Origin of the sequence: Pseudomonas sp. UBA4194, assembly GCF_002379585.1 — a bacterium.
Taxonomy (GTDB): domain Bacteria; phylum Pseudomonadota; class Gammaproteobacteria; order Pseudomonadales; family Pseudomonadaceae; genus Aquipseudomonas.
In genome coordinates this window covers 12,920-27,505 of the sequence record NZ_DFUE01000006.1, presented here as the reverse complement: position 1 = coordinate 27,505, position 14,586 = coordinate 12,920, and the positions used below count along the sequence as shown (strand labels likewise).

The following is a 14,586-nucleotide window of genomic DNA, read 5'->3' as shown; positions in this document are numbered from 1 at the left end:
GGGGGTTTTGTTTTTGTGGGCTTTTGTTTTGCAGGATTGAAAAGGACGCGGCTTACGCCGCTGCTACGGAGCCCGCCGGGGCGGGCTCCTTGGGGTTACTCGGTGGCTTCGGCTTCGAGGGCAGTGACGGCTTTCTTGATGTCATCGTGGCGGCGAATGTATTTCCAGTCCGCTTCGTCAATGTAGATGCCGTTGGGGCTGCTGCCGCCTTCCAGATCGATGGCGACGTGGGCGGATACCTGAGGCTTTACGCTGGCCAGGATCGGCGTGAAACCGAGTTGCTGACTGGTTTCTAGCAAGGCAGCCTGGTTACGTTCGTCGATGTCTGCCGCTTCATCCAGGTAGTAAGGCAAACGAATGCGACCGGCTTGATCGCGATCCATCAGGTGCAGCAACAAATACATGTTGGTCAGCGCCTTGATGGTCATGGTCGTGCCGTTGGAAGCCGCACCGTCGATGTCAGTGTGGATTACTGGCTGGCCGTTGACCTTGGTGATTTCGAAAGCCAGTTCGAACAGGTCCTTGAGCCCCAACTGGTTGTGGTTGGCAGCGACCAGGCGAGCGAGGTACTCCTTGGCTTCCTCGTTCCTGTTGTCCTGTTCGGCGCTTTGGCTCAGATCGAATACCGAGAGGGTCTCGCCCTCTTCATACTGGCCGGCACTGTGGATGATCTGATCGATGTGCTTGAGCGCTTCCTTGTTGGGCGCCAGCACGATACGGAAGCTCTGCAGGTTGGAGACCTGGCGTTTGTTGATCTCCCGGTTGAACAAGGCCAGCTGGTGTTCGAGGCTGTCGTAGTCGCTGCGGATATTACGCAGTGTTCTGGCGATGTCGGTCACTGCCGCGCGGCGTGCCTTGCCCAAGGTCAGGGCTTCGTCGGTACGGTGTGCGTATGCGTTGATCAACAGTTGCAGGCGACGCTCCACGTCATCTTCGCTGTCGAACTTGGCCACGCCCTTGAGGCGCACCTGCGCGTAGAGCGCTTCGATCTGGCCATCGACCCGTTGCAGAGCCTGCCAGCTATCCTGATAGTCATTGAGCAGGGCCAGCAGGTTGTCCATCGAGTCGTCCACCGGCTCCATGAACGGGGTACCGAAAGGCAGGTCGCTGGGCAGCAACTGACGGCGGCGCAGAGCGTCGTCCAACGTACGTTGCTTGGCCTCGAGGTCGGCGATCTGCCGTCCTACCAGTTGCAGCTTGGCAGATAGCTGCTGGACGCGCTCGGTGAATGCATCGGCCGAGCGGGTCAGCTCGTCCTGTGCGCCTTCCATCTGCGCCAACTGCTCGAGCTTGTCGCTCTCTTCAGCACTCAGTGTCTGCGCTCGGCGGAAATCTTCGAGGGCTTTCTGGGCATCGAGAACCTGCTGATACAGCGCCTCGGTCTGTGTCTTGCTCGCGGCTCGGTCGGAGGCCACGGCCTGTTGTGTCTTGAGCTGTTTGAGTTCTTTTTCCAGCCGCTCCTTCTGGTCGCGCAAGGCGGCTCGATCGGCCAGGGCCTGCAAGGCAGGAGGCTCGATACCGGACAGATCGATGGAGATACCTGGCACCTCGAAGCGTTCGCCTTTGAAGCTGTCGAGGATCGCTTCCATGGATTTCACCCACGCGTCGCTGTCGTCCAGGGCGATACCTTGCTCACCCAGGGGCAAGCTGAACAGTGCACTGTTGAACAGGCGCATCAGGCGCTCCACGTCCTGCTGGGAAAACTCTTCACGCAAGCGGGCGTAGCTGTTGTTGTCGGCATGATCGAGCTGCTGCTTGACCGACTTCAGACGCTTTTCGAGATCGCGCAGACGCTCGTCGAGGTCTTCGGCGCTGAACTGGCGCGACTGGGCAAGGGCGCCGGCCAATTCGTCGTGGGCATCCTTGGCGGCGAGCAACTGCTGTTCCAGCACCTTCACGTCGGTGACCAGAGCAAACCGGTGCTTGAGCACCGACAGTTCCCCCAGCCAACGCTGGATGCCCGCGATCTCACGCTCCAGGCGCATCAGCTCCTGGGTGCCGCCGCGCTGGTCGTTCTGCAACGAATCCTGTTCGTTGCGGTAGTGTTCGGCCTGGATGACCAGCTCTTCCTTGCGCGCGCCTGAATAGTCCTGCCAGGTGCCGAGCAACGAGTCGAGCACTGGCGAGATCCGGTGCAGCTTGCCACGCAGGACGTCCCGCTGGCTGACGCCGTTGGCCAGCGCCTCGACCAGGGGGCCGGCGGCAACCAACGCGTTGTAGTCCTGTTCCATCCGGCGCACGTCGCGAAAGGCTTCCTCACAGGCGGCGATGTAGTCGACGCTGCCGGAGCGGAGGCTGTGCTCGAACGCGTCGAGGAACAATTGCTTGAGCTTGGCGGCGGTGATTTCACGCATGTGCAGCAGGTTGATGAACAGCGCGCGGAAGGTCTTCAGGCTCTGTTCGCTGGTGGAGCGCAGCGGGATCAGGGTCAAATCCAGGGGGATGGTGGTATGCCCACCCACCAGCAGTCGACGCAGCTCTTCGGGCTTGAGCTCGTAGGCTTTGAGGCCGTTGCGTTCCAGATTGCTGAACAGCTCTTTCTGGCGCAGGCAGGTGCCGTCGGTTTGATAGTGGGCCAGGTCCAGCTCGCCGGCATAGGCGAAGAACTGATGGCCGAAACCGCCGCCTGGACCGCGACCGACTACGCCGATGACGTGGGGCCCGTGGGGCAGGGCCACTTCACAAAGGATGTAGCTGGTGTCGGTCGCGAAATAGAAACGACGCGACTGCTCCAGGGTGTATTTGCCAAAGCTCATGTCGGACATGCGCGCCAGGATGGGGAACTGCAACGCGTTGATCGAGGCGCTTTTGCCCAGATTGTTGGCGCCATAGACCGACAACGGATGTTCCAGCGGAAACAGCCCGAGGCTGTAGCCTGCCGTGTTCAGCAAGGCGAAGCGGCGGATGCCGTAGCGTTCCTGGCTCATGCATCGATCTCCTGTTGTTCTTCGGCAATTGCGCGAGCCAGTGCCTGCTCTTCGGTTTCATCGGCAAATTCGCTGAGATCCAGCGGGTCATCGGTTTCCAGCAGCTGCTCGGTAGTTTCCTCGACCACCAGCACGGGTACCGGCAACGCCAGGTTGCTATGCAGACTGGCTGCCAGGTCGCGGTCTTGCTGGACCGAAAGGCAGACATCGAGGAAACGGTGCATGGGCGGCAGAAAGCGGTAGATCCCGTTGTCTTCACTGGCAAAGCCCAGTTGCGTCATGCGGCGCAGGATTTTCTCTTCCAGCTCCTCCTGGGTCTGTACCTCAGCCTGGAGGAACAGGTCGCGGTACTTGTCCAGAATTGAGGGCAGTTCATCGCGGCCCAGGCTGCCACCGTCGAGCACGGCCATGGGGTCACGGCCCTGATCGGCCAGATGCTCCACCAGAATGAAGGTGAACAGCGACAGGCGCTGGGCCGTCTTGTTGACCTGGGCAGTGGCCAGGTCCGGTACGAAATAGTAGAAACCGCGGGTGTCGCACACCAGTTCGAAACCCAGGGCCTTGAACAGACCGCGGTACTGGTCCTGAAAATTGGACAGCTGGGCGTAGAGCTCAGGGTCGCGGCGGCTGATGTGAAAGCCTTTGAACAACTCGCGAAAAATCGGCGCCAGTTGCGACAGTTCGTTTAGATCAAGATGCATGTGCAGTGCTCGCAGAGGGTTCCGGCGACGCGGCGGCAGCCGCATCGGCGCTGGAAAGCAGGGCGAAGGAGCGCAGGCTGACCTGATGCTCCCGAGTGTTGTACTGGCGGCGCTCCAGGCGCTGGCGGGCGAAGCGTTTGTCGCGTGAAAGGCGCGAGAACCAATAGAGCAGTTCGTCGGTAGCGCCGTTGGGCTCCTGCTCCAGCAACCAGACCATCAGGTCGGGCATGGGCAGTGCGTCTTCGCAGCGCTCCAGCATTTCCTTGACCGTGCGCGGCGCGCGCTGGCCGTCGCCCTTGATGACCTTATGGGCCGTGGGGAACTGAGCCGGCTTGGCCTCGAAGCGCGCCAGTGCGTAGACATAGGCTTCGACCTGGCTGGCGCTGCCCAGAAACGTGCTTTGCGGACGGGTGAACAGCGGCATTGCGGCTTGCGGCACCGCATCCAGCCCCTTGCGCCGGATGGCCGACAGCGCCAGCGCGGCACCGCGGGTCACGGCATTGTGCCGACGGGCTTCTTCACGCAGCGGCAGCAATAGCTCGCGAGCGTGCCGCAGGGTGAGCTGGGCGCTGGTCTGCATCTCGAGGATGCGCGCGTGGGTGCGCAGCAGCATGTCATCGTCGACCAGGTGCCCCAGGCGCTGCTGTTCACCGAGCAGGCGCAGCAGCACGTTTTCGACCTTGCGCACGCCCTGTTCGAAGGCACCGTCGGCATTGACCAGTTGGATCATGGGCTCGACGTATTCATCCCAGGTGGCCAACACTTCGGCATATCGCTGACGCAAGGGAATCTGTCGGTCGCTGGTCTTGGCTCGGTCGGCTACGGCCACCAGGGCCTGTTCGTCGTTGCCGAGCTTCTTCAGGACGTCGCGCACGCGCATGTCGAGCAGGCGCAGTTGGCGAGCCAGGTCGTTGCCATCGCGGATATCGAAGGCTTCCTGGATATGCTCGGCGAGGCGTTCGAGGTGGCGCAGGTAGGCTTCGATCTCCAGGCACAGGCCCAGGCGATGCTCGCGACGCAGGTAAGCGAGGAAGTCATGGATCTGGGCGTTGAGCTCGAAGCGGTTGGGGCTTTTCGCGACCGGCACCAGGATGTCCAGACGAATCCACACGTCCAGCAGGCTGGTAATGTCCTGGGGGGTACTGTCCAGTTGCTGGGCGGCCAATTGCTGGCGCAGTTCGCTCAGGCTCAGGGTGCCCTGGTCGAAGTGTTCGCACAGTGGCTCCAGCAGGGCCCAGTGTTCGGCGAGGGCGCGCAAGACGCGCTTGGGTTCGATCATCGGCTGGTCGACTCGTTGCCAAATAAAAGGCGGCAATTGTACTGCATCATCGCCGCGGCAATTGAGCCTTGATCGACGAGGCGCAGAAAACTTGGCGGCAGAGTGTAACGAACAGCGGTAGAATCGCCGGCTCCGACTTATCCACAGATGGCTGACGTTTTGCTCAACGAGTCCCGCCGCCGCGCTTATCTGGACGCCATGCAAGTGGTGCACTGGCTGCCGCGTACCGAATTGCCCTTTGCCGCGCCGTCGCGGCCAGAGTTGTTCCTGCCTCTGGACGATGCGCTGGTCGACGAAGCGCCATTACCCGTGACCGCTGCGGCGCCGGCTCGCCAACCGGAGCGGCCCAAGGTTGAAGTGCCCCGGCCGAGTGTGGCCAGGACGGTAGCCAAGCCGGTAGAGCCAGAGCCCGAACCAGTGGTGGCCAAACCTGTGCAGGTGCCCCCGCCGCGCTTTGCCTTGCAACTGCTGCGTGCCGGCGGCTGTCTGGTGCTGGTCGAACTGGCCACCGGGCAACCGTTCCAGAGTCGCGACCCTTCCTACCTGCTGCTCAAGGACATGCTGCGCGCGGCGGGCCTGCCCGATGCGCCGCAGATTCTCGGCGAGCCGATCCGCTGGCCGTTGTTGCAGCGCGGGCAATTGGATCAGGGGCCGGAGGCGGCCCGCGATTTCGTCCAGGGGTTCGTCATGGCGCAGCTCGAGCGCGCCCCAGGGGTGTGCGTGTGGCTGGTGGGCCTGCCTGCGATTCGCTTCGCCGGCGAGGCCAATGCTGAAGATTACAACCGCGAGCTGGAGGTAGAGGCCCTGGGTAATACCTGGGCCTTGCCATCGCTTGAGCTGTTGATGGATGAACCTGAGCGCAAGGCTGCCGTGTGGCAGGCCATGCGCCGTTTGATGCCCCGCTGGAAACACCGTGATGAGTGATGCTTTGACCTTCCGCCGGATGACCGAGGCGGATCTGGATGCGGTACTGAAGATCGAGTACGCCGCCTACAGTCATCCCTGGACCCGGGGGATCTTCCTGGACGGCCTCAAGTCCTACGAGATCTGGCTGATGTTCGACGGGCAGCAGCAGGTGGGCCATGGGGTGATCAACGTGATCATCGATGAAGCGCACCTGCTCAATATCACCGTCAAAGTCGAAAACCAGGGGCGGGGTTTGGGTCTCAGGTTGTTGGAGCATCTGATGAGTCGCGCTTATCAGATCAATGGTCGCGAGTGTTTTCTGGAAGTGCGTGCGAGCAATCAGTCGGCGTATCGGTTGTATGAACGCTTCGGATTCAACGAGATTGGTCGGCGCCGGGATTACTATCCGATCGCTGGAGGGCGTGAGGATGCGCTGGTGATGGCTTGCACGTTGTTTGAGTAGATGCTCGGCTGGGTGAGTCAGTTGGACCTGCGGTGAGGCTATCGCGGGCAGAGCCCGCTCCCACAGGGTTCGCGTTGGGGGCAGGGACTGCTCCAGCAGGATTTGCGTTATGTGCAGAGCCTCCTCCCAGACGGATCGTGTTGCGGGCAGAGGCTTTGCAGGCTCTGCACCGCGACCTTAAGAGCGTTGAGGCTTGCCGTCCAGCGGGTCAATCAGGGCCAGCTCTTCTTCATCCAGACCGTCGCCGCCGCCGATGTCGTCTTCATCGACGAAGCTGAGTTCCTGGTCCGCGGCTTCATTCTCGCCAGGCTCGTTGGCTGAGCGGGCGCCGTCCTCGTGGATCAGGGTCTCCGGGCTCAAGTCGTCGTCGGTAGGGTTGTGATCAGCAGTCGACGCTCCGGTCAGGCCTGCCTCGCGGACCCTTTCGTCCGGCATCAATTGCTCCAGCTCATCGGCAGGGATGGTGTCGCCGATCTGCGCGCTGGGGCCGTCAGCGTCGTCGAAATCCAGCTCGCGCACCTGGCCCATGCGGTCTTCGTTGTCATCGATCGGGTTGGGTTGCGGAGCGTTGTAGGGGCGATGTTCTTCGGTCATGGTGAAAATCCTCCGGTTAGGTGCCTTAATAGGGTGGACCCTTGGCGCCGCGGAAAAATTCAGCGCGATTGCATTCCGGACAGGACAACCGGAAGGTGGATAAAACGATCACAGGGCGTGACTTGGCGAGTGACGCGCCAGTCAAAGCCCAAATCATTCTTGAGGCTTGACCATGCACGATCTACAGGAACTGATTGATAACAACGCCCGCTGGGCTGAAGCGATCAAGCAGGAGGACCCGGAGTTCTTCGCCAAGTTGGCGCGCCAGCAGACGCCGGAATTTCTCTGGATCGGTTGCTCCGACGCTCGTGTGCCCGCCAACGAGATCGTTGGCATGTTGCCGGGCGATCTGTTCGTGCACCGTAACGTTGCCAATGTGGTGCTGCACACCGATCTCAACTGCTTGTCGGTGATTCAGTACGCCGTGGACGTGCTCAAGGTGAAGCACATTCTGGTGACGGGGCATTACGGCTGCGGTGGCGTCAGGGCGGCCATGCAGGATCGGCAATTGGGGCTGATCGACGGCTGGCTGCGCACCATTCGCGATCTGTACTACGAGAATCGTCACGTCCTGGCCGAGTTGCCCACCGAAGAAGAGCGGGTAGACCGCCTGTGCGAGTTGAACGTGATTCAGCAGGTCGCCAACGTGGGCCATACCAGCATCGTCCAGAACGCCTGGCATCGAGGGCAGAGCTTGTCGATCCATGGCTGTATCTACGGCATCAAGGATGGCCGCTGGAAGAGCCTGGACACCACCATCAGCGGCTTCGAACAGCTGCCGCCGCAGTACCGGCTGCGTGCATTGGACTGATCGACTGGAACGACCGCGCCTTCTGCGAACTCTATTGATCAGGTCACGGCTGGTGCCGTGAATGACAATCGATGTTCATTTGCAATGGAAAGGAGGCACGATGAAATCCTATGGCTGGCTTGCGCTGATGGCGGCGATGTCGATCGGCAGCGCCCATGCGGCATCCAAGGAAGTCCAGATCAACCTGGTGAGCGCCGAAGGTGCGCCTCAGCCCATCGGGTTGGTCAAGATCGATGAAACCCCTTACGGCCTGGAGTTCACGCCGCAGCTCAAGTCGCTGCCTGCTGGCGTGCATGGGTTCCACGTGCATGCCAACGGTAGCTGCGCGTCTGCCATGAAGGACGGCAAGATGTCGGCTGCCGAAGCGGCGGGTGGGCATTTCGACCCGCAGAAGACCGGCAAGCATCTGGGGCCATACGACGACAAGGGCCATTTGGGTGACTTGCCGGCGATCTACGTGAATGCTGACGGCACCGCGACCTATCCGGTCCTGGCGCCGCGCATCAAGAAGTTGAGCGAGATCGAAGGGCATGCGCTGATGGTGCATGCCGGTGGTGATAACCACGCTGACTCGCCGGCACCGCTGGGTGGTGGCGCGGCGCGTATGGCGTGCGGGGTTATCTGATCCGAGGTGTGTGTTGGTAGTGCTGGCCTCTTCGCGGCTGCACGCCGCTCCTACAGGGGTCGTGGCGTTCATCCATGTAGGAGCGGCGTAAAGCCGCGAAGACGCCAGCACACGCACCGCCGAATTCCGTATTTCTCTAGGGCATGGGCACCGGCGTCAATACAGGTCGCCCGCTGAAGAACGCTGTCAGGTTGCGCTCGACCATCCGCACGACACCTTCCATGGCCTCGGGTGAAAGCCCTGCCACGTGTGGCGTAAGCACGACGTTTTCCAGCTCTTTCAACGCATCCGGTACGTTGGGTTCGTCATCGAAGACATCCAGGGCGGCGCCGGCGATGGTGTTTTCCCGCAGCGCCGAGAGCAGCGCCGGCGTGTCCACCACGCTGCCGCGGGCAATGTTGATGAAGAATCCCTGCGGTCCGAGTGCATTGAGCACCTGGGCATCGACGATCGCCCGGGTGTCGGCCCCGCCAGGGGTGGCCGCGATCAGAAAATCACAATCCGCTGCCAGCGCCTGAGGCGATGCCCGGTAGTCATAGGGCACGTCGCTGCGTGGACGACGATTGTGATAACTGATGCTCATGTCGAAACCCAGCGCTGCCCGTCTGGCGATGGCCATGCCTACAGCACCCAGCCCAAGAATGCCCAGTCGCTTGCCGGCCAGGCACGGGCGCATGGTCTTCGCCCATTCGCCCCGACGCACACTGGCATCGGCCGTGGTAATGCCACGTACTGCTGCCAGGAGCAGCGCCATGGTGTGATCGGCCACGGACGAGGCATTCACGCCGGCGCCATTGGTGACCGTCAGGCCATGAGCCTTGGCGGCGTGCAAATCGACGTTTTCGTACCCGGCGCCGATCACGCAGATGATCTTCAGGTTCGGCAGGGCGTTCATCTCTTCGGCGGTCAAGCCCAGTGGGCCACGAGTCAGAACGGCATCGATGCGCTGCGCATGAGCTTTTATGGCTTCGGCGCGGCTATCCGGGGTGGGCGCCAGAATCAGCTCATAGCCTGGGTCCTGCAAAATCGGCAGGTAGTCGTTGATGGTTTCAACCAGCACCAGCACGGTTGCACTCATGGAAGCCTCCGAGGTCAGAAATGGCGGTTATGTTACAACTGCGCGCCTTCGGGCATTCAATTTTTCCTGCCATGGGGACACGCAATGACCTGGATGACGGACCCCGCTATATGGGCAGCGTTGCTGCAGATCATCGCCATCGACCTGTTGCTGGGCGGTGACAACGCTGTGGTGATTGCCATGGCCTGTCGCAGGCTGCCCAAGCAGTTGCAGGGCAGGGCGATCCTGGGCGGCATGGCCGGCGCTATCGCGTTGCGGGTGGTGCTGCTGTTCTTTGCCATGCAGTTGCTGGAACTGCCCTATCTGAAGCTGTTGGGGGCGGTGGTGCTGTTATGGATCGGCATCAAGCTGGCCGCACACCGGGAGGAAGAGGAGGAAAACGTCGACGGCGGCACGCGTTTGTGGACTGCGATCAAGACCATCATCGTGGCGGACGTGGTCATGTCGCTGGATAACGTGCTGGCGGTGGCGGCGGCGGGCGACGGGAATCTTTATCTGGTGGCCTTTGGCGTACTGGTGAGCATTCCGGTGATCGTGCTGTGCAGTCGCTTGGTGCTGGCGCTGATGGAGCGCTTCCCTATCGTGGTGCAGTTCGGCGGCGCGTTGATTGGCTGGATCGCGGGCGGCATGGCGTTGGAGGACAGGGCGTTGCTGGGCTATGTGCCTGAGTCGTTACCCTGGTTGCATTACGCGGCCAGCGGTTTGGGCGCTGCGACGGTGTTGCTGTTGGGGTGGTGGCTGGCGCGGCGCGCGGGTGTAGCGCAACGTTCTGCCTGAAGAGGGGGGCGCCAGGGAATGGCGCCCATAAAAAAAGGGCCTACCTTGCGGTAAGCCCTTTTTCGTACTTGGTGGCTACACAGGGACTTGAACCCCGGACCCCAGCATTATGAATGCTATGCTCTAACCAACTGAGCTATGTAGCCAAGTGGCGCGCATTATTCGCTCGATTCGCTAATGTGTCAACACTCTTTTTCGAAATATTTATCCATACGATCAAAAGCTTAGCCGATCCCCGTAGCACCGGCGTGAGCCGGGTCGGGTTTGGCGCGAATCCCGGGGGGGGCTTGGCGTTGGAGCGGGGGAGGGTTGGACGCGGCTTACGCCGCTGCTACAGGGGTGGTGTGGCACTGGCGTGAGCCGGGTGGGGTTTGGCGCGAATTCCGGGGGGGGGCTGACGTTGGAGTTGGGGAAGGCCGGACGCGGCTTACGCCCGCTGCTACAGGGCTGGTGTGGCACCGGCGTAAGCCGGGTCGGGTTTGGCGCGAATTCCGGGGGGGGGCTGACGTTGGAGTTGGGGAAGGCCGGACGCGGCTTACGCCGCTGCTACAGGACACCGGCGTGAGCCGGGTCCGGTTTGGCGCCGATCAATGGGGCGGGTTAGGCGTTGAACCAGCCGAGTTTGATGATGAAGATGATTGAAAGCACCACCAAGGCGGGGCTCAGGTCGCGCCATTTGCCGGTGAGCAGCTTGATCGCCGTCCAGCTGATGAAGCCGAAGGCGATGCCGTTGGCGATCGAGTAGGTCAAGGGCATGGCCAGCGCGGTGACGGTAACCGGCGCAGCCACGGTGATGTCTTCCCAGTCGATCTCGGCCAGGCCCGAGGCCATCAGCACGGCCACGAACAGCAACGCAGGCGCCGTGGCGAATGCAGGCACGCTGCCCGCCAGCGGCGCGAAGAACAGCGCGAGTAGAAACAGCACGGCCACCACGATGGCCGTCAGACCGGTGCGGCCACCGGCACTGACGCCTGCCGCCGATTCGATATAGCTGGTGGTGGTCGAGGTGCCCAGTAGCGAACCGGCCAGGGCAGCGGTGCTGTCGGCGATCAGGGCACGGCCCATTTTCGGCATATGACCGTCCTTGCTCATCAGGCCCGCGCGCTTGGCCACACCGATCAGCGTGCCCGAGTTGTCGAACAGATCGACGAACAGAAACGCGAAGATCACGCTGATCAGGCCAACGTCGAAGGCGCCTTTGATGTCCAGTTGCAGGAAGGTGGGCGCCAGCGAGGGGGGCATCGATACGACGCCACCGAAGGGTGTTACGCCCAGCAGGATGGAGGCGACGGTGACCAGCAGGATGCCGATCAGCACCGACCCGCGCACTTTCAGCGCTTCCAATGCCACGATGATAAAGAAACCGATGATTGCCAGCACCGGTTCGGGCTTGGACAGGTCGCCCATGCCGACCAGTGTTGCCGGGTTGTCCACCACGATCCCGGCGTTGTGCAGGGCGATCAGCGCCAGGAACAGACCGATGCCGGCGGCGATGGCCGAGCGCAAGGGCAAGGGGATGCTGTTGATGATCCACTCGCGGATACGAAAGATCGACAACAGGAAGAAGCACACCGCCGAGATGAACACCGCGCCCAGTGCCACCTGCCAGCTATGCCCCAGGTGCAGCACCACGGTGTAGGTGAAAAAGGCGTTCAGGCCCATGCCCGGCGCCAAGGCGATCGGGTAGTTGGCGATCAGGCCCATGATGGCCGAACCAATCGCCGCCGCCAGGCAGGTGGCAACGAACAGCGCACCCTTGTCCATGCCGGTTTCGCCGAGAATGCTCGGGTTGACGAACAGGATGTAAGCCATGGCCAGGAAGGTGGTCACGCCCGCGAGTATTTCGGTGCGCACGGTGGTGTTGTGGGCTTTGAGTTTGAACAGCGAGTCCAGCATGGTGCTCCCCTGGCGCGATGAGCGCCGTCGATCGTGTTGGCCGTTATCCTGATTGGTAGGGGCGGCCGAAATGCCGCCCCTGCCGCATAAACCTAACTGACTGGTCAGCTTTTGTGGTTTGCGTAAAGCAGATTTCGGGCCACATGCGCGAGGTGTGCAGACCGTGGGGTCTGGGGCGTGTGGAACGGGGGGTGTGACACCGGCGGTTACACTGGCCCTGCACTCAATGGGAGCGTAACAACCGGGTCAGATGCACCAACACGATGCGGCGCCTGTGCCCTCGCGGGCTGCGGGCCTGCCGCGCGTGGCTGCGGACGTTGGTCTGAATCTTGCTCCAATGGCACTTTGCTGGCGCCATTTATCCGTAGGCGTCTCTCGCATCCGTGGAGTAGTCGGACATGCACGCTCTGTTGTCACCTGGTATCCGTCTGCTGGGGCGATTCGGTTTCGCTCGCAAATTCCAGCTGTTGTTCTTGCTGTTCATCCTGCCGCTGGTGGGCAGCCTCTGGTTGCTGGGCCAGGATTACTACGCCCGGCTGGCGGTTATCGCGGCGGAGCGCAGCGGCGTGCATCAGTTGCTCTCGCTCGATGACCTGGATGCCCAGCTCTCAGCGCAGCGTAACCGCGCCGCGCGTTGGAAAGCGGTGGACATCCTGCGTCAGCCGACCCCCGAGGCGCTGGCGGCCATCGGCGCGCTGGAAGCGGCCAGCCCGCAGATCGATCAGGCTGTGCAGCAGACGCGTGCGGTGCTGGTCCAGGACAAGGCGCCTGGTGAAACCCTGGAGCGCCTGCAAGCTGTCGAGGCTGGGCTCAAGGGGCTCGACCTGGCCAGCCTGCGCCAAGTGGGCTGGTGGCCTGATGGTTACGAGCGCTTCACCGCCAGCCTGAGCGCGGTGCAGATGCTGCGCGAGCAGATCGCCATGGCCAGCGGCTTGATTCACGATCCCTGGATGGAAACCTATCTGTTGATGCAGGTGGCCACACAGCAAGCGCCAGACATGATCGAGCGGGTTGGCCGACTCGGCAGTATCGGCCACTCATCCCTGGTGGCTGGGCAGTTCAGCCTGCAGAGCCGCTTGCAGATGCGCGACTTGCGTGGACGCATTGCCGACGCGCGGGAACAGTTGGTCAAGGCGGCGGCGCCTCTGCAGCATCGTCTGCCTGCCGAACTCAAGGGTTGGGATGACCAGTACAGCAAGACCCTGGGTGTGATCGATGGTCAGCTCAAGAACCTCGATGACAACCTGTTCGGCGGCGAGATCAAGCTGACCGCGGCGCAGTTCGCCAGCAGCATCGACGGTATGCTCACCAGCCTGACCGAACTGCGTCACGAATCGTTGCTGTCGCTGGATGCGCGGCTTGGCTATTACCACGATCAGGCTATCCAGCAGTTCGTGCCGGTGGCGGCGGTGTTTACCTTGCTGCTGTTGGCCGCGTTGTATCTGTTCATCTGCCTGCAGACCTCTATTCGTCGCAGCGCCAGCGGTATCACCACCTTGGCGCAGTCCCTGCGTGACGGTAATTTGAGTGTGCAGGTGGCGGTGCAGGGGCGTGACGAACTGGCCGCCATCAGCACGGCGCTGAATGCTGCAGTGGTGCAATTGCGCAGCAGCCTGCTGGGGGTCAATCACGAGACCGTGCAGCTCAGCGATGCTGTGGTGACCTTGAACGACCAGTCCAGCGGCACACTCGATGAGGTAGAAACCCAACAGCAGCAGATCAGTCAGATCGCAGCGGCTGCCACGCAGTTGGCGGCGACGTCCCAGGGCGTGGCCAGGAGCTGCGAGCTGGCTTCAAGCAGTGCGCAGCACACCCGGCAGATTGCTGAAGACAGCAGCCGCGACAGCCAGCGCACCACGGCGAGCATTCAGCAGCTCAATCAGCGACTGACCGATACGGCCGCTGCGTTGGGGCGGGTCAGCGAGCAGGGTCAGCAGATTCAGTCGGTGGTGGATGCTATTCGCGGGATCGCCGAGCAGACCAATTTGCTCGCGCTCAATGCGGCGATCGAAGCGGCGCGGGCGGGCGAGCAAGGCCGGGGGTTTGCAGTGGTGGCCGATGAGGTACGCAGCCTGTCGCAACGAACCCAGGCCTCTACCGGACAGATCGCCGGCACGGTGGAAAGCCTGCGCTCCACGGTCAAGCAGGCGGTGGAGCTGATGCAGGCGGCTTGTGGGCAGGCGCAGACCGACGCGCAAGCGGTGATGGGCCTGGGCGATCGGTTGGGTGAGATTGCTGGGGCTGTGCAAGGGGTGACCGATACATTGGCGCAGATTGCCACGGCGGTGGAAGAGCAGGCAGCGACGGCCGATGAGGTCAGCGGCAATATTCAGCAGGTGGATCAGGCGGCGGTGAGGTTGCTCGATGGCGCGCGGGCGGTGAACCAGGCGGCGGATCGGTTGGGGCAGGGGAGTCGGGTGTTGAGCGAGAATACGGCGCGGTTCAATTTGGGGTGATTGGGGTTGGGGGATTGGGTTGGGGATGGGTTGGGGATTGGTGGTGGATGGTCCCCTCACCCCAACCCTCTCC

The 14,586-nt window shown here is 62.2% G+C and carries 12 protein-coding genes and 1 tRNA gene; 6 read left to right on the top strand and 7 right to left on the bottom strand.

Annotation, left to right across the window (positions count from 1 at the left end; genetic code table 11):
• Positions 1–95 precede the first annotated feature (95 nt).
• From mksF to mksB, 3 genes are read right to left on the bottom strand one after another with little or no spacing between them, the layout of a single operon-like run.
• Positions 96–2,927, bottom strand: a complete 2,832-nt coding sequence (gene mksF / locus B3397_RS00955; RefSeq protein ID WP_296246421.1) for an Mks condensin complex protein MksF — start codon at positions 2,925–2,927, stop codon at positions 96–98.
• A complete protein-coding gene (gene mksE / locus B3397_RS00950; RefSeq protein WP_296246419.1) occupies positions 2,924–3,628 on the bottom strand; it encodes an Mks condensin complex protein MksE in 705 nt (234 codons plus the stop codon). Before mksE ends, mksF begins: the two co-directional genes overlap by 4 nt.
• Positions 3,618–4,907, bottom strand: a complete 1,290-nt coding sequence (gene mksB / locus B3397_RS00945) for an Mks condensin complex protein MksB (RefSeq protein ID WP_296246417.1) — start codon at positions 4,905–4,907, stop codon at positions 3,618–3,620. Before mksB ends, mksE begins: the two co-directional genes overlap by 11 nt.
• Before the next feature lie 159 nt (positions 4,908–5,066).
• On the opposite strand from mksB, the gene B3397_RS00940 reads away from it, so the two are divergent.
• Together B3397_RS00940 and rimI are read left to right on the top strand one after the other, a co-directional pair.
• A complete protein-coding gene (locus tag B3397_RS00940; RefSeq protein WP_296246423.1) occupies positions 5,067–5,831 on the top strand; it encodes an energy transducer TonB in 765 nt (254 codons plus the stop codon).
• Entirely contained in the window at positions 5,824–6,276 is a 453-nt protein-coding gene (gene rimI, locus B3397_RS00935) for a ribosomal protein S18-alanine N-acetyltransferase (RefSeq protein WP_296246414.1), read from the top strand. The genes B3397_RS00940 and rimI overlap by 8 nt, the downstream gene beginning before the upstream one ends.
• Before the next feature lie 177 nt (positions 6,277–6,453).
• On the opposite strand, the gene B3397_RS00930 is transcribed toward rimI, so the two are convergent.
• Positions 6,454–6,870, bottom strand: coding sequence for a serine kinase/phosphatase (locus tag B3397_RS00930; RefSeq protein ID WP_296246412.1), 417 nt, complete (start codon positions 6,868–6,870; stop codon positions 6,454–6,456).
• A 172-nt stretch (positions 6,871–7,042) separates the two neighbouring features.
• Here B3397_RS00930 and can point away from each other — a divergent pair, with 172 nt between their 5' ends.
• Positions 7,043–7,681: a carbonate dehydratase gene (gene can, locus B3397_RS00925; RefSeq protein WP_296246410.1), complete on the top strand. Its 639-nt coding sequence runs from the start codon at positions 7,043–7,045 to the stop codon at positions 7,679–7,681.
• Between the two features lie 100 nt (positions 7,682–7,781).
• Positions 7,782–8,306 carry a superoxide dismutase [Cu-Zn] SodC gene (gene sodC, locus B3397_RS00920; RefSeq protein ID WP_296246408.1) on the top strand — a complete coding sequence of 175 codons (525 nt, stop codon included), beginning with the start codon at positions 7,782–7,784 and terminating at the stop codon, positions 8,304–8,306.
• A gap of 136 nt (positions 8,307–8,442) precedes the next feature.
• On the opposite strand, the gene B3397_RS00915 is transcribed toward sodC, so the two are convergent.
• Entirely contained in the window at positions 8,443–9,384 is a 942-nt protein-coding gene (locus B3397_RS00915) for a 2-hydroxyacid dehydrogenase (RefSeq protein WP_296246406.1), read from the bottom strand.
• Positions 9,385–9,468: 84 nt separating this feature from the next.
• Here B3397_RS00915 and B3397_RS00910 point away from each other — a divergent pair, with 84 nt between their 5' ends.
• Complete coding sequence (locus tag B3397_RS00910) at positions 9,469–10,161, top strand: TerC family protein (RefSeq protein WP_296246404.1); 693 nt, start codon at positions 9,469–9,471, stop codon at positions 10,159–10,161.
• 69 nt (positions 10,162–10,230) lie between these two features.
• Here B3397_RS00910 and B3397_RS00905 read toward each other — a convergent pair.
• Positions 10,231–10,307 (bottom strand) — tRNA-Met (locus B3397_RS00905).
• Between the two features lie 454 nt (positions 10,308–10,761).
• The gene (locus B3397_RS00900; RefSeq protein WP_296246402.1) at positions 10,762–12,057 is read right to left on the bottom strand and encodes an NCS2 family permease; all 1,296 of its coding nucleotides are present in this window, start codon (positions 12,055–12,057) and stop codon (positions 10,762–10,764) included.
• Between the two features lie 398 nt (positions 12,058–12,455).
• Here B3397_RS00900 and B3397_RS00895 point away from each other — a divergent pair, with 398 nt between their 5' ends.
• Complete coding sequence (locus B3397_RS00895) at positions 12,456–14,513, top strand: methyl-accepting chemotaxis protein (RefSeq protein ID WP_296246400.1); 2,058 nt, start codon at positions 12,456–12,458, stop codon at positions 14,511–14,513.
• Positions 14,514–14,586 lie beyond the last annotated feature (73 nt).

Coding starts and splice junctions, on each gene's coding strand:
- mksF (WP_296246421.1), bottom strand. CDS start 2,927: ATGAGCCAGGAACGCTACGGCATCCGCCGCTTCGCCTTGCTGAACACG.
- mksE (WP_296246419.1), bottom strand. CDS start 3,628: ATGCATCTTGATCTAAACGAACTGTCGCAACTGGCGCCGATTTTTCGC.
- mksB (WP_296246417.1), bottom strand. CDS start 4,907: ATGATCGAACCCAAGCGCGTCTTGCGCGCCCTCGCCGAACACTGGGCC.
- rimI (WP_296246414.1), top strand. CDS start 5,824: ATGAGTGATGCTTTGACCTTCCGCCGGATGACCGAGGCGGATCTGGAT.
- B3397_RS00930 (WP_296246412.1), bottom strand. CDS start 6,870: ATGACCGAAGAACATCGCCCCTACAACGCTCCGCAACCCAACCCGATC.
- can (WP_296246410.1), top strand. CDS start 7,043: ATGCACGATCTACAGGAACTGATTGATAACAACGCCCGCTGGGCTGAA.
- sodC (WP_296246408.1), top strand. CDS start 7,782: ATGAAATCCTATGGCTGGCTTGCGCTGATGGCGGCGATGTCGATCGGC.
- B3397_RS00915 (WP_296246406.1), bottom strand. CDS start 9,384: ATGAGTGCAACCGTGCTGGTGCTGGTTGAAACCATCAACGACTACCTG.
- B3397_RS00910 (WP_296246404.1), top strand. CDS start 9,469: ATGACCTGGATGACGGACCCCGCTATATGGGCAGCGTTGCTGCAGATC.
- B3397_RS00900 (WP_296246402.1), bottom strand. CDS start 12,057: ATGCTGGACTCGCTGTTCAAACTCAAAGCCCACAACACCACCGTGCGC.
- B3397_RS00895 (WP_296246400.1), top strand. CDS start 12,456: ATGCACGCTCTGTTGTCACCTGGTATCCGTCTGCTGGGGCGATTCGGT.